General features: G+C 49.0%; 24 protein-coding genes. 12 read left to right on the top strand and 12 right to left on the bottom strand.

Features of this window, described 5'->3' with window-relative positions:
• The 3 genes from Q0231_RS11325 to Q0231_RS11315 all read right to left on the bottom strand — a co-directional run.
• On the bottom strand, positions 1-463 hold a 463-nt coding region (locus tag Q0231_RS11325; protein WP_299347749.1), incomplete at its 3' end, for a SulP family inorganic anion transporter.
• A 106-nt stretch (positions 464-569) separates the two neighbouring features.
• Positions 570-1,400: an amino acid ABC transporter permease gene (locus tag Q0231_RS11320; protein ID WP_299347748.1), complete on the bottom strand. Its 831-nt coding sequence runs from the start codon at positions 1,398-1,400 to the stop codon at positions 570-572.
• A gap of 61 nt (positions 1,401-1,461) precedes the next feature.
• Positions 1,462-2,259: a transporter substrate-binding domain-containing protein gene (locus Q0231_RS11315; RefSeq protein ID WP_269393027.1), complete on the bottom strand. Its 798-nt coding sequence runs from the start codon at positions 2,257-2,259 to the stop codon at positions 1,462-1,464.
• A 237-nt stretch (positions 2,260-2,496) separates the two neighbouring features.
• Between Q0231_RS11315 and speA the strand changes: the two genes are divergently transcribed.
• The 4 genes from speA to speB are packed head-to-tail and all read left to right on the top strand — an operon-like array spanning position 2,497 to position 7,702.
• Positions 2,497-4,383, top strand: coding sequence for a biosynthetic arginine decarboxylase (gene speA, locus Q0231_RS11310; protein WP_299347747.1), 1,887 nt, complete (start codon positions 2,497-2,499; stop codon positions 4,381-4,383).
• Positions 4,384-4,425: 42 nt separating this feature from the next.
• Positions 4,426-5,637: a saccharopine dehydrogenase family protein gene (locus Q0231_RS11305; RefSeq protein ID WP_299347746.1), complete on the top strand. Its 1,212-nt coding sequence runs from the start codon at positions 4,426-4,428 to the stop codon at positions 5,635-5,637.
• A gap of 17 nt (positions 5,638-5,654) precedes the next feature.
• A complete protein-coding gene (nspC, locus tag Q0231_RS11300) occupies positions 5,655-6,839 on the top strand; it encodes a carboxynorspermidine decarboxylase (RefSeq protein WP_299347745.1) in 1,185 nt (394 codons plus the stop codon).
• Positions 6,840-6,850: 11 nt separating this feature from the next.
• Complete coding sequence (speB, locus tag Q0231_RS11295) at positions 6,851-7,702, top strand: agmatinase (RefSeq protein ID WP_299347744.1); 852 nt, start codon at positions 6,851-6,853, stop codon at positions 7,700-7,702.
• Positions 7,703-7,735: 33 nt separating this feature from the next.
• On the opposite strand, the gene Q0231_RS11290 is transcribed toward speB, so the two are convergent.
• Both Q0231_RS11290 and lepA read right to left on the bottom strand, forming a co-directional pair.
• Positions 7,736-8,152: a VOC family protein gene (locus Q0231_RS11290; protein WP_299347743.1), complete on the bottom strand. Its 417-nt coding sequence runs from the start codon at positions 8,150-8,152 to the stop codon at positions 7,736-7,738.
• Position 8,153: 1 nt separating this feature from the next.
• Positions 8,154-9,956, bottom strand: a complete 1,803-nt coding sequence (lepA, locus tag Q0231_RS11285; RefSeq protein ID WP_269393033.1) for a translation elongation factor 4 — start codon at positions 9,954-9,956, stop codon at positions 8,154-8,156.
• Between the two features lie 160 nt (positions 9,957-10,116).
• On the opposite strand from lepA, the gene Q0231_RS11280 reads away from it, so the two are divergent.
• From Q0231_RS11280 to Q0231_RS11265, 4 genes are all read left to right on the top strand, one after another.
• Entirely contained in the window at positions 10,117-10,533 is a 417-nt protein-coding gene (locus Q0231_RS11280) for a cytochrome c (RefSeq protein WP_269393034.1), read from the top strand.
• A gap of 244 nt (positions 10,534-10,777) precedes the next feature.
• A complete protein-coding gene (gene mbfA, locus Q0231_RS11275) occupies positions 10,778-11,764 on the top strand; it encodes an iron exporter MbfA (RefSeq protein WP_269393035.1) in 987 nt (328 codons plus the stop codon).
• 14 nt (positions 11,765-11,778) lie between these two features.
• Positions 11,779-12,639 carry an alpha/beta hydrolase gene (locus Q0231_RS11270; protein WP_269393036.1) on the top strand — a complete coding sequence of 287 codons (861 nt, stop codon included), beginning with the start codon at positions 11,779-11,781 and terminating at the stop codon, positions 12,637-12,639.
• On the top strand, positions 12,632-13,450 hold the full coding sequence (locus Q0231_RS11265) for an alpha/beta hydrolase (protein WP_299347742.1): 819 nt from the start codon (positions 12,632-12,634) through the stop codon (positions 13,448-13,450). Before Q0231_RS11270 ends, Q0231_RS11265 begins: the two co-directional genes overlap by 8 nt.
• On the opposite strand, the gene Q0231_RS11260 is transcribed toward Q0231_RS11265, so the two are convergent.
• Positions 13,447-13,998 (bottom strand): pyridoxamine 5'-phosphate oxidase family protein, encoded by a 552-nt coding sequence (locus Q0231_RS11260; protein ID WP_269393038.1) that lies wholly within the window; start codon positions 13,996-13,998, stop codon positions 13,447-13,449. The genes Q0231_RS11265 and Q0231_RS11260 overlap by 4 nt on opposite strands.
• A gap of 84 nt (positions 13,999-14,082) precedes the next feature.
• The gene (locus Q0231_RS11255; RefSeq protein WP_299347741.1) at positions 14,083-14,496 is read right to left on the bottom strand and encodes a hypothetical protein; all 414 of its coding nucleotides are present in this window, start codon (positions 14,494-14,496) and stop codon (positions 14,083-14,085) included.
• A 103-nt stretch (positions 14,497-14,599) separates the two neighbouring features.
• Here Q0231_RS11255 and Q0231_RS11250 point away from each other — a divergent pair, with 103 nt between their 5' ends.
• Entirely contained in the window at positions 14,600-15,172 is a 573-nt protein-coding gene (locus Q0231_RS11250) for a TetR/AcrR family transcriptional regulator (protein ID WP_299347740.1), read from the top strand.
• Here Q0231_RS11250 and Q0231_RS11245 read toward each other — a convergent pair.
• The gene (locus Q0231_RS11245) at positions 15,148-15,660 is read right to left on the bottom strand and encodes a DUF2306 domain-containing protein (protein WP_269393041.1); all 513 of its coding nucleotides are present in this window, start codon (positions 15,658-15,660) and stop codon (positions 15,148-15,150) included. The genes Q0231_RS11250 and Q0231_RS11245 overlap by 25 nt on opposite strands.
• Before the next feature lie 185 nt (positions 15,661-15,845).
• Between Q0231_RS11245 and Q0231_RS11240 the strand changes: the two genes are divergently transcribed.
• Positions 15,846-16,544, top strand: a complete 699-nt coding sequence (locus tag Q0231_RS11240; RefSeq protein ID WP_299347739.1) for a LytTR family DNA-binding domain-containing protein — start codon at positions 15,846-15,848, stop codon at positions 16,542-16,544.
• Between the two features lie 5 nt (positions 16,545-16,549).
• Here Q0231_RS11240 and Q0231_RS11235 read toward each other — a convergent pair whose 3' ends face one another.
• Positions 16,550-17,563: a rhodanese-related sulfurtransferase gene (locus Q0231_RS11235; RefSeq protein ID WP_299347738.1), complete on the bottom strand. Its 1,014-nt coding sequence runs from the start codon at positions 17,561-17,563 to the stop codon at positions 16,550-16,552.
• Positions 17,564-17,737: 174 nt separating this feature from the next.
• On the opposite strand from Q0231_RS11235, the gene Q0231_RS11230 reads away from it, so the two are divergent.
• Positions 17,738-18,775: an aldo/keto reductase gene (locus Q0231_RS11230; RefSeq protein ID WP_299347737.1), complete on the top strand. Its 1,038-nt coding sequence runs from the start codon at positions 17,738-17,740 to the stop codon at positions 18,773-18,775.
• 32 nt (positions 18,776-18,807) lie between these two features.
• Positions 18,808-19,299, top strand: a complete 492-nt coding sequence (locus Q0231_RS11225; protein WP_269393045.1) for a GNAT family N-acetyltransferase — start codon at positions 18,808-18,810, stop codon at positions 19,297-19,299.
• Here the strand turns inward: Q0231_RS11225 and Q0231_RS11220 are convergent.
• The 3 genes from Q0231_RS11220 to Q0231_RS11210 form a co-directional block, all read right to left on the bottom strand.
• Entirely contained in the window at positions 19,273-19,731 is a 459-nt protein-coding gene (locus tag Q0231_RS11220) for a GNAT family N-acetyltransferase (RefSeq protein ID WP_269393046.1), read from the bottom strand. The genes Q0231_RS11225 and Q0231_RS11220 overlap by 27 nt on opposite strands.
• The gene (locus Q0231_RS11215) at positions 19,728-21,251 is read right to left on the bottom strand and encodes a fumarate hydratase (RefSeq protein WP_269393047.1); all 1,524 of its coding nucleotides are present in this window, start codon (positions 21,249-21,251) and stop codon (positions 19,728-19,730) included. Before Q0231_RS11215 ends, Q0231_RS11220 begins: the two co-directional genes overlap by 4 nt.
• Positions 21,252-21,341: 90 nt before the next feature.
• Positions 21,342-22,147, bottom strand: an 806-nt coding sequence (locus tag Q0231_RS11210) for an O-antigen ligase family protein (RefSeq protein WP_299347736.1), incomplete at its 5' end; no start/stop codon positions are given.

The following is a 22,147-nucleotide window of genomic DNA, read 5'->3' as shown; positions in this document are numbered from 1 at the left end:
CGGTCGCTGAACCAGGCACTTGGAACTGACTCAATTGAGCGAGAAAAATCACGATAGCTAGGCCGTTCACAAAGCCTAGCATAACAGGATGGGGGACCATACGGATGAATTTGCCCCAGCGCATAATGCCGACGAAAATCTGAATGATGCCCATTAACACGACCGTTGCGAACAAATATTCAATGCCATGCTGAGCTACCAAGGAAACCATAACAACCGCAAGCGCGCCGGTTGCGCCTGAAATCATGCCTGGACGCCCGCCAAGTATGGCGGTAACCAAGCCAACGATGAAAGCGGCGTAAAGCCCCACCAGCGGATGAACCCCTGCCACAAAAGCAAAAGCAACTGCTTCGGGCACCAATGCCAAAGCAACGGTTAGTCCAGCAAGAATATCGATGCGAAGCTGGGCGGGTGACGGCGCGACAAAGCCATCGGCTGAAGCGGATAGAAAACGATTGAACAAAATGAATGGACTCTCTGATCTGTTTGGCAGTCCATGCCTGACGAAAAACCCCTATGTTTGCGCGGTTTAACGTAGTTTGATGTCACAAGCAAGATAAGGGCGCGATCTAGCGCCGATGACGGTTGGTTTCGCGCATCGAACGCCCCATGATGCTTTCAAGCCAGCGAACGATCAGCGACAATGAAATGGTCATCACCAAATATAGGAATGCAACAACGTTGTATGTTTCAAAAAACTTGAATGTAGAGGCCGAATAAACCTTCCCCAATTGCGTTATATCTTGCACTCCCAACACCGACACTAGCGCGCTATCTTTGATCATCGCCACCAGTTCATTGCCCATTGGCGGCAAGATCAATTTGAAAGCTTGAGGGGCGACGACAAAACGAAAGGTGTGCCACCGGCCCAACCCCAGTGCCTTTGCTGCTTCAACTTGACCGCGGTCAACTGCTTCAATTCCGGCACGAAAGATTTCAGCAATAAAAGCGGAATAGGAAATTGTGAGCGCAATGATCGCCCGCCATGTGAAATCGAAGCCGCGCACGGTCATCTTTCCAAATAACCCCAATTCAATCAACGGGTTCATGCCCCAGTTGAAGAAATCGACAAACCATGGGGCACCCACAAACGCTATGTAAAACAGCAACACCAGCATGGGGATGCCGCGCACAATTTCTATGTAAAATGTGGCCACTTCACGCAAAACACGGAGTGGGGAAACGCGCGCCAAAACAACAACAGTGGCCAAACAGACGCTGAGCGTAAAGGCAACAAGGGTCACATAAAGCGTAGTGGAAACGCCACGGCTCAGCGCGAAGAAGATCGTTTGATAGCCCTGATCCGCAATGATGGACCACAGCACCACCACAGCGCACAAAATGGCGGCGAGCAACCAAAAAGGGATCTCGCGTTTGGCTGTCGTTTGCATAGGGGTCATTAGGGGGACAAACTCTGGGCTGGTAGGATGGGTGCCCACCAATGGTGGGCACCAATTACGCTTATTGGTTGGCTTTATACTCGTAGAACCACTTCTGGTTCAGTTTTTCGAGTGTTCCATCTTCGCGCATAGATTTCAGCGCCGCATTAATTGGTGCAACAAGGTCGGAACCCGGTGTAAAGATAAAGCCAAAATCTTCGGTGCCCAAAGCGTCACCAACAATTTTGAAAGCTCCTGGATTTGCGCCCATATAGCCTTGTGCAGATGTGCTATCCATCAATACAGTATCGACGTCGCCAACTTTTAGAGCTTGCACACTTGCACCAAACGTCTCAAACAATTTGATCCGCGGGTTGGCTTCATCACCATCAAGCATGTCGTATACAGCCACATAGAAGTTGGTTGTGCCCGGTTGCGCCCCGACCAGCAGATCTGCATTTGCGGCAAAACTTGAAGCGTCGGTAAACTGGGTTTCGTTAGCACGCACCAGCAGGAACTGTTGCGAAGTCATATAGGGCTCAGAGAAGTCAATTTGCGTTGCCCGTTCGTCCGTAATTGTTATTCCATCCATACCCACATCGAACTGGCCATCGCGCACAGCTTGTATCATGGTGTCCCAACTTGAAATCTGCCAGTCAACTTTTGCATTCAACCGCAAAGCGATTTCATTGAAGGCATCATACTCCCAACCAATGCCTTCCCCCGTTTTCGGGTCTGCAAAATTGAGCGGCGTATAGGCGTTTTCGGTTACGGCGACGATAGTGCGCCCGCCTAAATCTGGCAGGCTTTCAGCGGCTGCAATTGTAGTGGCGCCCAAAAGTGCTGCAAAGGTCGCAGCCATTAAACTTGCAATTTTCATAATTCACTCCCCAATATCACAATTCGTATTATTGAAATGTTGACCAAAACTGTATGGTGAGATGCAGCGTTTGAAAAGGCCTATTGCGTTTTATACAAAGGTGCAATGTTGCAAATGAATGGCAGAAACCATAATTGAGATTGACAATTTGGCCGCTTGCCTATTCTTGGCGTTGAAGTTGGTGAGCAGCGAATTGCTGTGGCACTATTACATTCGGATTGATTGGAGATTTTCGAATTGGAAACAAGATTGGGTGCCGAAATCTACGGCATTGATCGTTGGGGACACAAGATCCTCACAGTTCTGCCAAACGGTGACGCTGGGCTCGTTGACGTGATGAACCCCAAGGCACTTCCTGTAAGCATTCCCTCGATCGTGAACGATTTGGCGGAACGCGGAATTCATTCGCCAATTTTGCTGCGCGTTAATTCCTTTTTGCAAAACAGTCTTATCGAACTCAATCAAGGGTTTGCAAAAGCCATAGATGGTTACAAATATGGCGGCGATTACCGCGGTGTGTTTCCAATCAAGGTCAACCAACAAGCAGAAGTAGTTGAACGGATCGTTGAGACCGGACGCCAATTTAGCTATGGGCTAGAAGTTGGCTCAAAGCCTGAGTTATTAATTGCGCTGTCGCAAAACCTAGCCAAAGACAGTTTGCTGATTTGCAACGGCGTGAAGGATGAAGAATTTATCCGCTTAGCGATCCTATCCTGCAAAATCGGCTTTAACACGATTATTGTTTTGGAAAGCCCGAAAGAGTTGGATTTGGTCATCCGGGTATCCAAAGCACTTGGCGAGAAGCCACGACTTGGTGCGCGCATTAAGCTCACGCACCAGATCACTGGGTATTGGGCAGAGAGCTCGGGCGATCGCTCAACCTTTGGCATGACCACCGATAATGTGGTTGCGGTAACTGAGCGATTGAAGGCAGAGGGCATGGAAGATTGCCTGATCCTACAGCATTCGCACTTGGGCTCTCAGATATCCGATATCAATGATGTACGACGCATTGTGCAAGAAGCTTGTCGCTTTTACACGGAGCTCAAATCGCTTGGCATGCCCTTCAAGTTTCTCGACCTTGGCGGTGGCCTTGGCATCGATTACACGGGTGAAAAACAATCGAACGAAAACTCCGTCAACTATAGTTTGCCAGAGTATTGCGAAGCTATCGTTGAAACGGTCAAATATGCGATGGATGAAGCCAAGATTGAACATCCTAATATCGTGACCGAAAGCGGGCGTGGCGTTGTTGCACTGTCGTCAATGTTGATTTTTGATGTATTGGACGCCACCCTATACGATAGCGCAACCTTGCCGGAAACCGGCGAAAATGCACATCATTTGATCAAAGACCTTTTGGCCATTCAGGGCTATTTGTCCACAAAACGTCTGCAAGAATGCGTGAACGATGCGATTTATTATCGGGATGAAGTGCGGGCTTTGTTCCGGCGCGGCAACATGGATATTAAGTCGCTCGCCCAAGCTGAAACCGTTTTCAGATATTTGGTTGCCCAATTTAAGACACTGGCGGCTGATGCTGAAACGTCCGCACAACTTGAAGAGCAACTGGGCAGTTTCGCCGATATTTATCACGGCAATTTCTCGCTTTTCCAATCTCTTCCTGATGTTTGGGCTATTGATCAATTGCACCCAATTATGCCGTTGCAACGGCTAAACGAAACACCGCATCGCCAGGCCATGCTGTCCGATATCACATGTGATTCAGATGGTAAGATCGACCGATTTGTGCTTGCTGACGGAATATCAAAAACCCTGCCCGTGCATGACCTAAAAGAAAACGAAGACTACTACATCGGCGTATTCTTTGTTGGCGCATACCAAGAAACACTGGGTGATTTGCACAATCTTTTCGGCGACACGAATGTTGTCACCGTGGCGTTGGGCAATGATGGGAACTTTGACCTGCTGCATGAAGTTGAGGGCGATACCATTTCTGAGGTTCTGGAGTATGTGGAATATGAGGCCCAGACATGCCTTGCAACATTCCGCAAACGTGTTGACAACGCTGTAAGTGAAAAGAAGTTGTCGATTTCAGAACGTCGAGTGCTCATTGCAGCTTACAAAGACAGCTTGAGTGGCTACACTTACTTCGAAAAATAGTTGAACTTTAAAACCACCCTCAACCTAAAAAGGGGAACTTTGATGGGCAAGACACTTGTCATTGGCGCCGGGGGCGTTGGATCTGTTGCTGTTCACAAGATGGCAATGAATAGCGATATTTTTACCGACATCACATTGGCAAGTCGCCGCAAATTTAAATGCGACGACATAGCCAAATCAGTAAAAGAACGCACTGGGGTTGAGATCAAGACCGCTGAAATCGATGCAATGGATGTGGAAGCGACCGCTGCCTTGATCAAACAAGTGGGGGCGGACCTGGTGGTCAACCTTGCTTTGCCCTACCAAGACCTTGCAATCATGGATGCATGCTTGAAGGCTGGTGCAAACTACCTTGATACGGCAAACTATGAACCTGAAGATGAGGCAAAGTTTGAATATCATTGGCAATGGGCTTATCAAGACAAATTCAAAGAAGCTGGGCTGACAGCTGTTTTGGGTTCTGGGTTTGATCCCGGTGTAACATCTGTGTTCGCGACTTGGTTGCGCAAACACAAGCTTGATAGCATTCGCCAAATCGATGTTTTGGACTGTAATGGCGGGGACAATGGCAAAGCCTTTGCGACCAACTTCAACCCAGAGATCAATATTCGCGAAGTGACAGCGCCCGCGCGGCACTGGGAGAATGGTGAATGGGTGGAAAGCCCAGCCATGACGCACAATTACAAGTTCGACTTCCCAGTTGTTGGGGAGAAGAACATGTATTTGATGTATCATGAAGAGCTTGAAAGCCTTAAAACGCACTTCCCAGAAATTCAGCGCGCGCGTTTTTGGATGACCTTTGGTGATGCTTACATCAATCATGTGACCGTTTTACAAAACATCGGCATGACGTCGATTGAACCAGTGATGCATGACGGCAAAGAAATCATTCCTTTGCAGTTCCTTGCTTCAGTGTTGCCCGATCCAAGCGATTTGGGCGAATTGACCAAGGGCAAGACCTGTATCGGTGATATTGCAACAGGTAATGCCAAAGATGGTGCGGGCGAAAAGACCTATTACATCTACAACATTTGCGATCACGAGGAGTGCTACGCAGAAGTTGGCTCGCAAGCTGTTGCCTATACAACGGGTGTGCCTGCCATGATCGGCGCGGCGCAATTCCTAAAAGACAATTGGGCACAACCCGGCGTTTGGAACATGGAGCAGCTTGATCCTGATGATTTCATGGACATGCTCAACAACCATGGCCTGCCTTGGGAAGTAAAAGAGCTGGACGGCCCCGTCCAATTCTAAACAATAAAGGCGAAGAGATGAGCGATTTTGGGTTGCCACAAAGCGGCGATGAAGGCGACTTTGGCAAATTCGACCTTAGGTCTGTCCCCTCGCCTTGTTTTGTTATGGACGAGGTTGCAATTGAACGCAACCTCGCCATTTTGGCCGCTGTGAAAGCGCAGTCTGGGGCAAAAGTGCTGTTGGCATTGAAGGCATTTTCTATGTTCTCACTCGCGCCACTTGTGCGCACATATTTGGACGGCACCTGTGCTTCCGGACTGTTTGAAGCCCAGCTTGCCAACCGGCATTATGGCGGATCACTGACCACATTTTGCGCGGGTTACAAGCCACAGGATTTGCCTGAAATCATCAAGCTGAGTGACCATCTCATCTTCAACTCTGTTGGGCAAAAGGATCGTTTTTCTTCGATTGTTGAGACGATGCGTGCTGCAGGCGAACAGGTTTCAATTGGGCTACGAATTAACCCTGAGCATTCTGAGGGGCACACAGAGAAGTACGACCCTTGCGCGCCTTGCTCCCGTTTGGGCATTCCCGTTTCCCAATTGCGCACGTCTGATTTTGTGGACGTTGAGGGCATTCACATGCACACATTGTGTGAGCAAGGTTTTGAACCGCTTGAGCGCACTTGGGCCGCGATCTTACCCAAAATTGAACCCTACTTGGCAAATCTCAAATGGATCAATTTTGGTGGGGGGCATCACATCACGCGCCCCGACTATAATCGCGACGGGCTGATTGAGTTCATCAAAGATATCCGAACCAAACATCAAGTTGACGTATACCTTGAACCGGGCGAAGCCAGCGCCATTGATGCGGGCATCTTGGTGGGTGAAGTCTTAGACTTACCCAAAAACGACAAGCAGTTGGCCATCACAGACATATCGGCGACCTGCCATATGCCTGATGTAATTGAAGCACCTTATCGTCCAGCGATGTTGGGAGAAACCAATAAAGGCACAAGCTTTTTGTTGGGTGGACCTTCGTGTCTTGCGGGCGACATTATTGGCGAATATCAACCAGCGGCCCCATTTGAAATTGGGGATCGTTTTGCCTTTTTGGACCAAGCCCATTATTCGATGGTAAAAACAAACACCTTTAACGGCGTTCCATTACCCGCGATTGCAATTTGGAATTCGCAAACCAACCAAACCCGCCTCATCAAGCAGTTTGGCTATGATGATTTTGAACAGCGACTTTCTTAGAAAAGAGCAAAATGGCTGACTTCCTTGACAGTGAACTCACCGGCGCCGAGCGCAATATTGTTGGTGCAAAATTCGTAATTGTCCCCATGCCACTTGAACGCACGGTTTCCTACGGTTCAGGCACCGCTGGTGGGCCTGATGCAATTATTGAAGCTTCCAACGAGCTAGAACGCATTTGCCCGGAGGGGGAACCTTGTAGCAAAGGTATTGCCACTGTTGATGCGGTTCTTTGCGAGGGTGATTTGCCCGAAGTAATGGAGCGGTTGGCGCGGCAAACGCAAACCATCGTTACGCAGGGCAAGATTCCGGTAACATTGGGGGGCGAACATTCCCTCACTTATGGTGCGGTGAAAGGCGTTTCTGAAGGGCTCGGTCGCAAAGTTGGCATCGTTCAAATCGACGCCCATGCGGATTTGCGAATTGCTTATCAGGGCGAAGAACACTCGCACGCATCCGTTATGCATTTGTTGTGTGAAGATGGCCATTCACTTGCCCAATATGGCGTGCGTGCCCTGTGCCAACAAGAGGTGGACAGTCGCACGAGAAATGGGGTTACCTTTATCGATGGGGAAGAGTTAGTTACTAAGAATATCAATTCAATTGAATTGCCTGAGGACTTCCCAGAAGACATTTACATTAGCTTTGATGTTGATGGGCTAGACCCATCCATTATGCCCGCAACTGGCACGCCTGTGCCAGGTGGATTGGGTTACTATCAGGCACTGAACATCGTGCGTTCGGCCCTTGTTGGACGCCGCTGCGTTGGCATGGACATTGTAGAATTGGCACCAAACCGTGATAGCCAAGCCTGGGATTTCACTACGGCCCAGATCGTCTATCGTATTATGGGCATGGTTGCATAAACCGCCTCACGGAGCTTACCCATTTTGAGATATCTAGCTGGCGAAAATACCGTCAAAGTCGGCAAAACCTTTGACCTCAATCGGGTTACCCGAAGGGTCAAAGAAGAACATGGTGCTTTGCTCGCCTGGTTCGCCTGCAAACCGTGTGGTGGGTTCTATGACAAATTCGAGGCTGGCACTCTGAAGCTTTTGTGCCAGATTGTCCCAATCGGTTTTGGGCAAGATCACCCCCAAATGAGGCATAGGCACCATATGTTCACCCACTTTTCCCGTGTTCGCCACAGGAAAAGGGGTGCCCAAATGCAATGAAATCTGATGTCCGAAGAAATCAAAGTCGACCCATGTGTTTGTGCTGCGCCCTTCTTTGCAGCCCAGAAGGTCGCCATAAAAGGCGCGCGCTTCATCCAAATCCGTCACATGATAGGCAAGATGAAAGCGCGACTTTGACATGCTAGTTATCACCCATCTTCAGCGCTTTGATAAAGGCTTCTTGAGGGATTTCAACTTTACCGAATTGGCGCATTTTCTTCTTACCCGCCTTTTGCTTATCCAAAAGCTTGCGCTTACGGGTCGCATCACCACCATAGCACTTTGCGGTCACGTCTTTACGCAGCGCTGAGATGGTTTCTCGGGCAATCACCTTGCCGCCAATCGCCGCCTGAATTGGAATTTTGAACAAATGCTGTGGGATCAACTCTTTGAGTTTTTCGCACATCACACGGCCACGTGATTCAGCGGCAACTCTGTGAACCAACATGGACAAGGCATCCACTGGCTCACCATTTACCAGCACAGACATTTTCACCAAATCGCCAGCGCGGTAATCAGAGATTTGATAATCAAAACTCGCATAACCTTTGGAGATCGATTTCAAGCGGTCATAGAAATCGAATACGACTTCGTTGAGCGGTAAATCATATTGTACCATTGCCCGCGTACCGACGTAGGTGAGATCAGTTTGAATGCCGCGGCGATCTTGGCAAAGCTTCAAGATCGGCCCAAGATATTCATCTGGCGTCAAAATATTGGCTTTGATCCATGGCTCGCGGATTTCTTCAACCTTCATCACATCTGGCATGTCTGCGGGATTATGCAGTTTCATTTCGCTGCCATCGCGCATCCCAAGTTCATAAACAACACTTGGTGCGGTGGCGATGAGATCAAGGTCAAATTCGCGGCTGAGGCGCTCTTGAATAATCTCAAGGTGCAACAGCCCCAAAAATCCACAACGGAAACCAAAGCCGAGCGCAGCCGATGTTTCCATTTCATAGGAAAAACTCGCATCGTTCAGGCGCAATCGGCCCATCGCGGCACGCAAATCTTCAAAGTCGTTTGCATCCACGGGGAACAGACCACAGAACACAACAGGCTGTGCGGGCCGGAAACCGGTGAGCGCCTCTGCGCAAGGTTTCTTCGCGTCGGTGATTGTATCACCCACGTTGGTGTCCGCGACTTCTTTGATTGAGGCTGTGATGAACCCGATTTCGCCCGGGCCGAGTTCGCCAATATCGACCAATTTTGGTGTAAACACGCCTACCCGATCCAACTCATAGATCGCGCCCGTATTCATCATTTTGACTTTTTGGCCCTTTTTGATCACGCCATCAATGACGCGGATCAAAACAATCACGCCTAAATAGGAATCGTACCAGCTATCCACCAGCATCGCCTTCAGCGGCGCGTCTCGATCACCTGTTGGTGCGGGCAAGCGCGTCACAACTGCTTCGAGTACCTTATCGATGCCAATACCGGTCTTTGCCGAAATTTCAACGGCGTCTGAAGCGTCCAACCCAATCACATCTTCAATTTGCTGCTTTACCCGATCAGGCTCTGCGGCAGGCAAATCGATTTTATTGAGCACAGGGACAATTTCATGGTCAACTTCCATTGCTTGATAAACGTTGGCCAGAGTTTGCGCTTCCACACCTTGGGACGCATCCACAACCAAAAGTGAACCTTCACAAGCTGCTAGCGACCGGTTGACCTCATAAGCGAAGTCGACGTGTCCTGGCGTGTCGATCAAGTTGAGCACATATGTCTCGCCGTCATTAGCCTTATAGCTTAGACGAACGGTTTGCGCTTTAATCGTGATTCCGCGCTCGCGCTCGATATCCATGCTATCGAGCACCTGCTGCTGCATTTCACGCTCAGCGAGCCCACCGGTGTTTTGAATCAACCGGTCGGCCAAAGTGGATTTGCCGTGGTCAATATGCGCCACGATCGAAAAGTTGCGAATGTGTTTCAAGTCAGTCATAGCGCGCTGATTATCAGCTTTATGCGGACACGAAAAGAGAAATTGCACGCCCTTGTGATTTTGCTTGAATGCCGGCGGCAAACTACCCTACCGTTGACGCTTGACTTGCTCCCTACTGGAAGGTTTAGGGAAGGAATGCGACAGTTTGGTGGAGGACAAAGTGAACAAGCAGCTCCCAATTGCAATCTTAGGGATTTTGGCCGTGATCGCAGTATTAGTGCTTTGGCCAAAAGCAACGCAATTGCCGCAAGAGGAAACAACGTTGATCCCGGACGGTTTCGTCATCCCCTCACTAAACGCGACGCAAAAACTTGGCCAGTCAAATTTCAACAAAAGCTGCGCAAGCTGTCACGGTGACTATGGACTTGGCAGCGCAAACGGCCCCCCCCTCATGCACCGCATTTATGAACCCAACCACCATGGGGATGGCGCATTTTTTCTGGCCGCGCTGAACGGCGTGCGCGCTCATCATTGGAAATTTGGCGACATGCCACCTGTCGACGGCATTACAGAAACTGAAATTGCCCCCATTGTTGCTTATGTTCGGGCGCTGCAACAAGCCAATGGTGTTTTTTAAACCGGCCGTTTTGTTCGCTTGGTTCTTCGAGTTTGATCACAAGTCGGCAGCGGCGCGACTTGTGGCTTTGGCGTAAGGGCATCAGCAACTTGTTGACCAGAACTTCACACGGTCTATCGACCCTTCAAAAAACAGAGTAGGCGAACGCGACAATTCGCTCGACATATTTGTTGATCCGCGCGTCCGCATGTCCCAATGTGAGTAGGTGAATTTTCTATATTCTCCGCACCAAGGGAAAACGAGCATGTTACGACGCGTATTGGGCTGGCAAAAACGCCATTTTGACGATTTGAGCGAAGCTGAAATATTGGCGCTTGCTATATCTTCTGAGGAAGATGATGCGCGCATTTATGCCGCTTATGCTCAAATGCTGCGCGAAGAGTTTCCGGCCTCCGCTGCTGTGTTTGAGGGGATGGTCGCGGAGGAAAACGAACACAGACATTTGCTTATTGCAGCGTTCGAAAAAAAGTTTGGCAAAAACATCCCACTGGTCCGGCGCGAACATGTTCGTGGGTTTTTGGAGCGCAAACCATTGTGGTTGATGAAGAATCTGCCGTTGGAGACCATTCGCCAACAAGCGTGGGAAATGGAAGAAGCTGCTCAAAACTTTTATCTGGAGGCGGTAAAGCGCACAAAAGACTCTAATATTCGCAAGTTGCTGGGCGATCTCGCCATTGCCGAACAGCACCATAAGCGTGCTGCGAACGAGCTAGAAGCGGCGCACTTGCACGAGGATGCGGTTACCGAAGAGAAAGAACAAGCCCACCGCAAGTTTTTGCTCACTTATGTGCAGCCGGGGCTTGCCGGTCTTATGGATGGATCCGTTTCAACCTTGGCACCGATATTTGCGGCAGCATTTGCCACCCACAGCACATGGCAGACATTTCTTGTTGGCTTGGCTGCCTCGCTTGGGGCCGGCATTTCTATGGGTTTCACTGAAGCTGCATCTGATGATGGTAAACTGACCGGACGCGGATCACCCATTAAGCGCGGTTTTGCAGCCGGCATTATGACCACCCTTGGTGGATTGGGCCACGCCCTACCCTATTTGATTACTGATTTCTGGACGGCCACGGCCACAGCAGTTGCTGTTGTTTTTGTTGAATTATGGGCGATTGCTTGGATACAAAACAAATATATGGACACCCCGTTTTGGCGCGCAGTCATGCAGGTTGTTTTCGGTGGCTCCTTGGTGTTTGCCGTGGGTATCTTAATTGGAAATGCAGGTTAGGTTTCTAATAGATCATGAACAGTAAAAAAGAACGGCATACGCTACCGTTGCTGCCGGCAAAGCTGATCTCGGTCGGAAAATACAGTATTTCTTACTGTGATGTGGGCCCCAAGGATCAGCCCGCAATCGTTTTGTGCCACGGGTTGGCTTCAAGCGGCCGGCAGTTTTCTGAAGATGCTTTGTTTTTTGTCGAACATGGCTATCGGGTGATCTTGCCGGACCTGCGCGGGCATGGCCGATCAAGTGTGCCGGAAAAGCTAATACAAGATGACTTTTCTATTCCGAATATGGCCAGCGATCTAATTGCCATTTTGGATGATGCGGGCATTGATGCTGTACACTATGTGGGCAATTCGCTTGGTGGAATATTGGCTTTGCATCTGCTGCCCACTCATTCAGATCGGTTTATAACGTTCACAACATTTGGCACTTCTTATGCGTTGGCGACGCCTAGTTTTCCGGCTGATGCTGTGCCGCGAATTTATGATTTCATCGGCTCTGAATGGGTAGAAAAAATTATTGCGCGCAGCACGTCAAAGCGCCGCTCGGCACAAGAACTGGTGCATGAACTGCTTGATGACTATGATATTAATGTGGTCAGTTATGTCGCCAAAAGTGTTGGCAACTATGACTTCATTCAAAACGGCAAACAGTTTGAAAAACCCATCATGATGTTGCGTGGAGGCGAAGATGTTTTGGTCAATGCGGCGTTGATGACCACCATGCGTGAGATGAGGCAGCAGAAAAACTTCGCCTGCTTTGACATTCCAAAAGGTGGACATTGCGCCAATTTGGATGCGCAAGATGAAGTGCGGATCGCACTGCTTGGTTTCTTTGCGCTGCACGGTTCCAAACGCACCATTGGAGATGAGTAGTCGATTGGCAGCAGGTAAGCGGAAATTTGTTGAATACAATGGCAAAAAGCTGAGCTACTTGGACGTTGGCGAAACTGGCGCGCCTGCCTTGTTGCTATGCCACGGGCTGGCTGCAAATGGCGCACAATTCGCCGCTGATGCGATTTACTTCTCAGAAAATGGTTATCGCGTCGTCGTGCCTGATCTATTTGGTCACGGTTACTCACATCCCACGCAAATGGTTGATCTCAAGGACTGTTCAATTTCTGCGTTAGGGAAGGACATTATAGCGATTATTGACCATGCGGAAATCGACGAAGTTGCTTTTGTTGGCAATTCGCTTGGCGGATTGGTAGGGCTAGGCCTTATGAAAAGTTACAAGCATCGACTTTCGTGCTTTGCTAGTTTTGGGACAACTTATTCACTTCAGACACCTAAACTCGCCATTTGGATGTTGCCAAAGATCTATCAACTATTGGGCAAAAGACTAGTTGCAGCATTGGGCGCACTTGGTGTTTCAAAGAAATCAGAAACACGCGACAAAGTCCGACAAATGTTTGGTGAGTGTGACTTAAGTACAGTGATTAAGATCGCCGTTCAAATTGGCAATTATGACCTCATCAAACATGCAGTTGATTTTGACAAGCCCATTCTATTTTTGCGCGGTCTAGCAGACAATTCCATCAAACCAACGCTTGGGCCAACACTGACGGCCATGCAAGCCACCTCCCATTTCAAACTCGTGGACCTACCCGATGCAGGTCATTGCGCGAACCTTGATTCACCAGAGATGTTCCGCTCGGAACTCCTTCGGTTTTTACAAGCTATTTAGCCTCCCAGTTTCCATCCGAATTCGCTTCGGACCAAATGGAAAGGTTTCAACCCAAATGGTTCTGGTACAACGTTTTGTGAAAAATCCAGCACCTCGATCTCTTTGACATTGAGTTTTATCAAGAGGTAATCATCTCCTTTCGGACCAGAAGGAAAGAATAGACGCCAATAGGGTTTCCAATGTTGAGCCCGTAAAGCAATGTCATCAACCAGTTCAGCGCTTGCTTTTACCAACAGATTTGAATTGTCCTTTTGGTTAGAAAACGCCAATGTCACCTGGCTGTCCTTTTTGATTTGCTCAACCTTGCGCGATTTTGGGCTGGTGCCAATCCAAAAGACGAAGCCATCTTTTTCAAACAACGGCTCAATCAGTCGTGCGTCAGGAAAGCGATCACCTTGCGAGACCAAAAACGCATATTTTGACCTCTCGATTTGACGATAAGCGCTGGCAAGCGCCTGTTCCACGCTGTTTTGAAATCCGGCCCGCTTGCGATGTTTGTAATTGGAAACGAACCAGTTCAGCAAATGGCGCTTAAGCTTTTTTAACACGCCTCACACTCCCCCAAATAACAATTCAATATGCCAACAACATGTGGATTGGGCGGTGAATTGACAAGTCATTTGTGGATCAACTCAAACTGGCGTCAGCTTTTTTGGCTGCGCTACGCCAACGATTGCTAATACCGCCATCAGGAGGAATAGTGTCCATTGCTCCATCACCCACAAGCCGCCAAACCGGTTAAGCCCCGACACAACGAACAATATGGCGATGCCCAAATATAGAACGATGATGGTGAGTGAGAACTGAACGGCTGTCTGGGAGTGGGTAGCGGCCCACCATAATACCCCACCGCCGACCAACAGCAGCAATGTAATCTGGTTCCACATCACCTCGGCAAGGCCTTTGGTCAATGCAGGTGCATCCGATGCATATAGGGGATCCATAATTTGGCCGGTACCGATAAATACGTGCAGCGCCGTTGTTGCAAAAGATATCAGGGCAGCGGCCATAAGCCACATATTTGTCGTTTTGAAAAAGCTGGTCATTTGGTTGGCTCCTTGGCATAACATACGCTCACGTATCTAAAGCGTGGCGGCGTAAAATACAATACGCTAACGTATGTTAAATTGACGCAGGGGGCAAAGCTGAATGGGCCGGAAAGCAAGACACGACAAGACAGATTGGTTATTGGCAGCGTTCAAAACCCTAGGAGAAGAAGGTATCGACGGCGTGAAAGTCGAACGAATTGCCAAAAAGCTTAACACCACTAAAGGCTCCTTTTATTGGCACTTTGCGGACAGACCAGCTTTGCTTACACAAATGCTAGAGTTCTGGGAACAAGAAGGCACACATGAGATCATCAATGCCTTAGATGACCAAGGAAATTCAGCGAGCGAAAAGCTGAGGGCGCTTGCGCGCCTCTCCACCGCAACACAAATACATGGCCTAGATTCAATAGCTGTTGAAGGCGCGCTAAGGGCATGGGCCGGGCAAGAGCCTTGGGTTGGAGACCGGATCAGAGCGACTGAACGCGCTCGCATTGAATATGTTGCACATTTGCTTGAACAAATGGGATACGATAATCCAAGCGCTAAAGAAATCGCTCATCAGCTTTATTTGATGTTGCTTGGCTTATACTCCATCATGCGGCACGATCCACATCCTGGGCACAGCCAAGCCTTTATTGCATTTGCGGATCAATTGGCAGACAAAAGCCGCTGAATGCTTTTTTTCCAAAAAGGCTCCCAGCGATAATAAGCACCAACACCCAAAACAATCGCTGCGACAAGGGCCATAGGAAACCACTCCAAATCTCTAGTTCCAAACATGTATGCAAGCACGCGGTCAGGCAGTAGCGCGAAGGCAAATGGGATGCACAGCGCGCCCCAATACATCGAGCGCATCGATGCACGATGGGCTGCAATTCGCCCTGCACGTGCGTGCCGAATTCCGCTGAAAAGGCCGATAAAAGTTACCGGCACAAAAATGTGAATAGGGCTGAAAATCCAAATCATGCGCAACTGATGAATGAAAGTTGCACTTGTGGCGGTAGCCAGCATCAAAAGAACCCAAACCCAACCCACTTGCTTGTGATGTTTTGTCCCCTTTTTGCTGAGCAGCATATAGAGGCCCAAAAACAGACAACTGACTGCACAAATCATATGGATTTGAACGGCGATTGGCGTTTCAAAAAATATTGATAATTTCAACTAGATGTTCCCTATCCAAGCCAAATGGCACTGTGCCACTTGCAATTGCAGGGTTATCCCGGCAAAAGTCTGCACAACAATCTTGAGTTCGCGAATGAAAGGGTTAGTTCGTGATTGGCAACGCCATACAATTGACGCTTCGCGAAATGCGACAGATGTTTTCGTCTCCCAAGACGTTAGGGGCCATGCTCATATTGGGCGTCATACTTGGCCTTGTTGGCCCTTTTGCCACATTTGACTATTTCGCGCCCGTGCCGCGTATTGCCTACTGGATCGGCATGGTTTTTGTTGGCTATGGCGCCGGCATGTTTGGCGGCGGCGTGATGGTCAACACAATCAATCAAAAATGGAAGTCGCCAAATGTCTGGCTAGTCATTCTTGCATCGGGCGTTGGCTCAGGTATTCCAGTTTCAATTGTTGTTTATGTCGCCAACGCTGCAATTTTGGGTGATTGGGATATCAAAGGCTTTTCCGGCCTGATGACTGTCGTTTACTGCATCTTGATTTCGATTTGTGTGGCTGCGTTACACGTTTTGTTTTTGCGCGAAAGCCGGCCCAGCGCGCCCAAATCAATTGACATTTTGGCGCGTTTACAAATTCAAAATCGCGGCCCTTTGCTCTATTTGTCCATGCAAGACCATTATGTGAATGTGGTTACATCACGCGGTCAGGAATTGCTTTTGATGCGCATGAGTGATGCGATTAAAGAAGCCGAAGGTGTTGACGGGTTGAAAATCCATCGCTCACATTGGGTGGCTGTGAACGGCATCAAGCGGGTTGAACGGCAAAACTCAAACTATCTCATTGAAATGCTAGACGGCCAAAAGCTGCCCATCAGCCGCGGGCAAGTGCAGGCGGCAAAGGACGCCGGAATCATCACCTAGACGGCTCAGTCGGTCGGACTGCGGGCTTGATTGAGCAGACGTTGCTCTTCGCGCAGCTTTTTCATCCGCAGCTTGTTTTGTTCGGCGAATTTTTGGGCTTGGTCACCAATATGTTGCTGTCCGCGCTCCTCAGCCAATCGGATTTGCTTTTCGCGCTCAGCAGCTCGGGCGCGGCTTTTCTCGCTGATTTTGTCCGCACAGTGATGACATTGTTGACCTTCGATATAGTCTGCATGCTGCATATCTTCAGGCGTTAATGGGAATCGACAAGCTCGACATAGAGCAAGCTCCCCCTCCACCAGACCGTGGCCAACGGAAACGCGTTCATCAAACACAAAACACTCACCATTCCACATGCTGGTCTCTTCTGGGGTCTCTTCCAAATACTTCAAAATACCGCCTTTGAGGTGATAGACTTCCTCAAAGCCCTTGGCGAGCATATAGGAGGACGCTTTTTCACAACGAATGCCTCCGGTGCAAAACATGGCGACTTTTTTATTTTTCGTCGGGTCGAGGTTCTTTTCAACGAAATCTTTGAACTGCGTGAAATTATCGGTCTTAGGGTCCAACGCCCCTTCAAAAGTACCAATTGCCACTTCATAATCGTTGCGCGTATCCAGAACGATTGTTTCTTCATCAGAAATGATGTTGTTCCAATCGTTTGGCTCCACATAGGTGCCAACCAGTTTGGTCGGATCAGCTTCTGGTGCGCGCAAGGTCACGATTTCTTTTTTCAGTTTCACCTTCATGCGCATAAACGGCATCTCACTCGCCCGTGAGAACTTGACCTCGCCGCCTGTAAGGCGCCCTTTGAACAAATTGCCACGGGCAAAATAGTCCATCAAAGCATCGATATCTTCAGGGCTGCCTGCGACAGTTCCATTGATGCCTTCCTCTGCCAAAAGCAGAGCGCCTTTAATACCGTGTTGAACACAAAAATCATAAATTGGATCGCGAAGCTCGCGATAATCGGGGAGCGCCACAAATTTATAAAGCGCTACAACCTTAAACTCAGACATTTTTCGAACCTTGATCCTGTGCAAGCTGACGACGGGGTGTAGCAAAACTGAAGGAAAAGGCCAAGTCTTTAGCGCCATCAAGAAAGATCAATTTTTGCACTTGCCTTGGACCTACTCCAATATTGTACGTACAATCCAACAAGTTTTTTACAATTAAGCACGTTGGAGACACATATGCCCTATCGAGCCAGTGACACTAGATACGACCAAATGCAATATCGCCGTACGGGCAGATCGGGTCTTAAACTTCCAGAAATCAGCCTAGGCCTCTGGCAGAATTTTGGCGGCACTCGGGATTATCCAAGTGCTTTTGAAATACTGAGTTACGCTTTTGATCAAGGGGTGACCCATTTCGATTTGGCCAACAATTATGGCCCGCCTGCTGGATCATCGGAAGAACTGTTCGGGCAGATCATGGCAAGGGACTTTGCCCCCAATCGCGACGAAATGATCATCTCTTCCAAGGCAGGCTATGACATGTGGCCTGGACCATACGGCGAATTTGGTTCTCGCAAATATCTAATCGCCAGTTGTGATCAAAGCTTGAAACGGTGTGGGGTGGAATATTTCGACATATTCTATTCACATCGCTTTGACCCAGAAACACCATTGGAAGAAACAATGGGTGCGCTCGCCACGCTCTACAATCAAGGCAAAGCCCTCTATGTGGGCGTTTCTTCTTACCCAAAACAAGAAACGATCGAAGCACATCGAATTCTAAAAGAAATGGGTGTGCCCCTTACCATCCATCAGCCTAGCTATTCGATGCTGAACCGTTGGATTGAAGACGACGGAACATTGGACACACTTGGCGAATTGGGTATCGGTTGCATTGCTTTTTCACCTCTTGCCCAAGGGGTGTTGAGTGGCAAATACTCCAAGAACAAGACAACAGGCACTCGGGCGACTGAACCCGGTTCATCCCTATTTGGTCGCCATCTGGAACCTGGCGTTTTGGCCGCGGTTGATGCTTTGCAAGACTTGGCAGATCAACGCGGGCAGACGCTTGTTCAATTAGCCCTTGCATGGGTGCTGCGCCGCTCTGAAATGACATCAGCATTGATTGGTGTGCGCACTCTTGAACAACTCAAAGACAATTTGGGTGCCCTGAAAAACCTTGAGCTTTCAACTGAAGAATTGAAGGTGATTGACGCTGCATGCAAAGATGGCATGATGGACTTACATCCACAACCTGGCGGCTGGCTGCGATAGGATTGCCGCCTATTCAGAAGAAGAGAACTGCAATGGAGTTTCGTGTCGCACGGTCAGATGAACTCGGCAAGATCGCCAATTTGTATCATCAAGTGTGGCACGAAACTCAAGCGCCGCACCAACACCAAGACATCGCGAGTTTTCGTGACATTTCTTTTATGCAAGAGCGAATTGATGCTTTCTATCCCAACATCATTATTGCGTTAGACGAAGGAAACTTAGTTGCACTCGTCATAGCCAAAGAAGCACGCCTTTCTCAGCTTTTCGTTGCAAATACCGTCCGGGGGATGGGTGTGGGCCAAAGACTATTGGAGTTAGGTGAAGCAAAACTGGTCGCCGAAGGCGCTTTAAGAGCCACGCTCAATTGCTTAGTTGGAAACGATGGCGCACGACGTTTTTATGAACGAAACGGTTGGCAAGTTAGCGAAACGCAAAGCAAAACTGCGCAGACCCATAGCGGCAGTGTGACGATAAAAGCTTGGGAAATGGAAAAACAACTAGACGTTTTTGATCATTTCACTTGATTGCCGCCAACCTGTTTTGTCGTAAATCTCACGGCCTGCGTCCGATGCATGCAATACAATTAGTGTTGCGCCGCGTTTTTTGAGCTCGGCTTCGCCTAATTCCATCAAGCGACTGGCAATACCTTGGCGACGGCAATGGTGCTCAACATAGACGTTGGAGATATAGCCGCGCAAATGTTCCTTTGGATGCAACACGTGAGGTGCCCAATCGATAATGGCCAAGCCAATACCGCCGGCGGGTTTTCCGTTTTCTTCAAGAACGAACCCAAAATACTCCCCACTATGCAATCGCGGATTAAGCCATTTGCGAAATTCAACAATCATCGCTTCGATTTTGTCCAATGGCTCGCCAATGTCACGAAACATTTCAAAGCGATGATGACAGATCAAATCCAAATCAGAGGTGCGAATTTCGCGTTCTATTAGGCTCATGCTGGCTCCGGAAGTTTGCCGATCTTTTTGCGCCAAATGGCTGGTGCGATATTGTGTACACTTTCGCCAGTCGCGTCTACTGCAACTGTTACTGGCATGTTTTCCACTTCAAATTCGTAAATAGCTTCCATACCAAGCTCTTCAAATGCCACAACGCGTGAAGATCTAATCGCCTTGGAAATCAAATAGGCAGCCCCGCCTGTTGCCATCAAGTATGCCGCTTTATGTTTTTTGATCGCTTCAAGTCCAGCTTCACCGCGTTCGGCTTTGCCGATCATCGCCACAAGTCCGGTTTTGTCGAGCATCATTTCGGTGAATTTGTCCATGCGCGTGGCTGTCGTTGGGCCAGCTGGTCCAACCGCCTCGGTGCCAACCGGGTCAACTGGACCTACGTAATAAATGACACGATCCGTGAAATCGACGCCTTCAGGCAACCCCTCCCCACTTTCATAAAGCGATTGAATGCGTTTGTGCGCGGCATCTCGCCCAGTCAATATTTTACCGTTTAGCAGCAAACGATCGCCTTGTTTCCAAGTGGCAACTTCTTCTTTGCTCAGGTTTCCAAGATCTACAGATTTGGCTTCTTTTGAAGGTTTCCAGCCAATATCTGGCCACGCGCTTAAAGGGGGCGGCGTTAAGTCTGCGGCCCCTGTTCCATCAAGCGTGAAATGTACATGACGGTTTGCCGCGCAGTTTGGTGCCAAGCCAACCGGTTTTGAGGCGGCGTGGGTTGGCATATCCAAAACCTTCACGTCAACAACGGTGGTCAATCCACCTAGTCCTTGCGCACCAATGCCTAGCGCGTTCACTTTTTCGAACAACTCAAGGCGCAACTCTTCGGCCGTTGAATTGGGGCCTCTGTCCATAAGCTCTTGGATGTTAACTGGAGCCATAAGTGATTTCTTGGCCATATACATGGCCTTTTCCGGTGTACCACCAATGCCAATTCCGAGCACGCCCGGAGGACACCAACCAGCGCCCAGCGTTGGTACCGTTTTGAGCACCCATTCAACAATATCATCCGAGGGGTTAAGCATAGCCAGTTTGGCTTTATTCTCGGAACCGCCGCCTTTTGCTGCAACGGTGACTTCCACCTTGTCGCCGGCAACCATTTCATAGTGAATGACCGCTGGCGCATTATCGCCTGAGTTGTTTCGCTTGCCCGCAGGGTCCATTAGAATCGACGCGCGAAGCAAATTGTCGTCCACACCTGTATAGGCCTGACGCACGCCTTCATTGACCATTTCTTCGATGGTCATATCTGTATCCCAGCGCACATCTTGGCCAATCTCTAGAAACACGACAGCAATGCCTGTGTCTTGGCAAATCGGCCGATGTCCCTCTGCGCACATGCGTGAGTTGGTTAGGATTTGCGCAATCGCATCTTTGGCCGCAGGATTTTCTTCACGCTCATAGGCTTTGGCCACAGCTTCCACATAATCAAGTGGATGATAATAAGAAATGAACTGAAAACCATCTGCGATGGATTGGATGAAGTCTTCTTTTTTAATGGCTGGCATGCTGGAACCCTTACGACCAAGGAGAGAATGTTCTTCGCTTGTCCCATGAGACGGGTTAATTTTCAACCAAACCTTTGGCCAATATGTGCACTATTGCGCAGTTTGGCGGACTGTGGAAAGCGCGAGATAGATCAAGCAAAAATAGACAACCGTCATGACATCATAGCCAATCGACATATCTGTGGCGCCGAAAACGAAAAGAGCGCAGGGCAACAAAAACAACACAAAACGGGCTGATGAATTGCGCTCACCGGGCGCTATGTTCCAAGTCCAGATTAGTGGTGCCAGCAAAAATGTTAGCCAAGCAAGGACACCAACTAGACCGCCACCTACGGCAAAGTTTAGGAAGTCATTGTGTAAATGCCGATAGGCCAATAGACTTGATGTTCGCGCAGTGGGTGATAAAGCATCGTTGGCAGCGGAAACAATGTTTGGCCAACCATAGCCAAAAATTGGCTGATCAAGAAATGCGCGCCAACCAGCGACATACATATCCAATCGAACGTCCACGGCCTCTCCTGCAGAATTGCCGGCCATCACATCCGAAACGGTTTTGCCAAGTTGGAAAAGCCGATCAGACATCAAGACCAAACCAATTAGGGACACACAAGCAAGAACAAAAACCAAAAGTGCAATCCGAATTGTGCCGACTCGCCTTGCAAAGTCAGCCAACAAAAAGCCAACTGCAGCGAGCATAAATACAGGCAACGCTAGAAATGCGCCGCGTGAACCGCTCAATAGACAAATGATGACCCCCAAAAAAGGCCCTAAGAGAAAAAGAAAACGCAAGTTGCCAGTATATGTGCGAACGCCAACCAAGCACACAAACCCGGTGACCAAGGCGTAACGGGCGATAATATTGGCGTTACTGGCGTATCCCTCAGCGCGTGGCACTC

The organism is uncultured Maritalea sp., from assembly GCF_937139385.1.
Classification (GTDB): domain Bacteria; phylum Pseudomonadota; class Alphaproteobacteria; order Rhizobiales; family Devosiaceae; genus Maritalea; species Maritalea porphyrae_A.
Note: the sequence above shows the minus strand (reverse complement) of the source record. Positions and strands in the feature narration are given on the sequence as shown.

What these genes read in the sequence shown, in the direction of transcription:
- Q0231_RS11320 (WP_299347748.1), bottom strand. Translation starts at nt 1,400, where the DNA reads ATGACCCCTATGCAAACGACAGCCAAACGCGAGATCCCTTTTTGGTTG.
- Q0231_RS11315 (WP_269393027.1), bottom strand. Translation starts at nt 2,259, where the DNA reads ATGAAAATTGCAAGTTTAATGGCTGCGACCTTTGCAGCACTTTTGGGC.
- Q0231_RS11305 (WP_299347746.1), top strand. Translation starts at nt 4,426, where the DNA reads ATGGGCAAGACACTTGTCATTGGCGCCGGGGGCGTTGGATCTGTTGCT.
- nspC (WP_299347745.1), top strand. Translation starts at nt 5,655, where the DNA reads ATGAGCGATTTTGGGTTGCCACAAAGCGGCGATGAAGGCGACTTTGGC.
- speB (WP_299347744.1), top strand. Translation starts at nt 6,851, where the DNA reads ATGGCTGACTTCCTTGACAGTGAACTCACCGGCGCCGAGCGCAATATT.
- Q0231_RS11290 (WP_299347743.1), bottom strand. Translation starts at nt 8,152, where the DNA reads ATGTCAAAGTCGCGCTTTCATCTTGCCTATCATGTGACGGATTTGGAT.
- lepA (WP_269393033.1), bottom strand. Translation starts at nt 9,956, where the DNA reads ATGACTGACTTGAAACACATTCGCAACTTTTCGATCGTGGCGCATATT.
- mbfA (WP_269393035.1), top strand. Translation starts at nt 10,778, where the DNA reads ATGTTACGACGCGTATTGGGCTGGCAAAAACGCCATTTTGACGATTTG.
- Q0231_RS11270 (WP_269393036.1), top strand. Translation starts at nt 11,779, where the DNA reads ATGAACAGTAAAAAAGAACGGCATACGCTACCGTTGCTGCCGGCAAAG.
- Q0231_RS11265 (WP_299347742.1), top strand. Translation starts at nt 12,632, where the DNA reads ATGAGTAGTCGATTGGCAGCAGGTAAGCGGAAATTTGTTGAATACAAT.
- Q0231_RS11255 (WP_299347741.1), bottom strand. Translation starts at nt 14,496, where the DNA reads ATGACCAGCTTTTTCAAAACGACAAATATGTGGCTTATGGCCGCTGCC.
- Q0231_RS11250 (WP_299347740.1), top strand. Translation starts at nt 14,600, where the DNA reads ATGGGCCGGAAAGCAAGACACGACAAGACAGATTGGTTATTGGCAGCG.
- Q0231_RS11240 (WP_299347739.1), top strand. Translation starts at nt 15,846, where the DNA reads ATGCTCATATTGGGCGTCATACTTGGCCTTGTTGGCCCTTTTGCCACA.
- Q0231_RS11235 (WP_299347738.1), bottom strand. Translation starts at nt 17,563, where the DNA reads ATGTCTGAGTTTAAGGTTGTAGCGCTTTATAAATTTGTGGCGCTCCCC.
- Q0231_RS11230 (WP_299347737.1), top strand. Translation starts at nt 17,738, where the DNA reads ATGCCCTATCGAGCCAGTGACACTAGATACGACCAAATGCAATATCGC.
- Q0231_RS11225 (WP_269393045.1), top strand. Translation starts at nt 18,808, where the DNA reads ATGGAGTTTCGTGTCGCACGGTCAGATGAACTCGGCAAGATCGCCAAT.
- Q0231_RS11220 (WP_269393046.1), bottom strand. Translation starts at nt 19,731, where the DNA reads ATGAGCCTAATAGAACGCGAAATTCGCACCTCTGATTTGGATTTGATC.
- Q0231_RS11215 (WP_269393047.1), bottom strand. Translation starts at nt 21,251, where the DNA reads ATGCCAGCCATTAAAAAAGAAGACTTCATCCAATCCATCGCAGATGGT.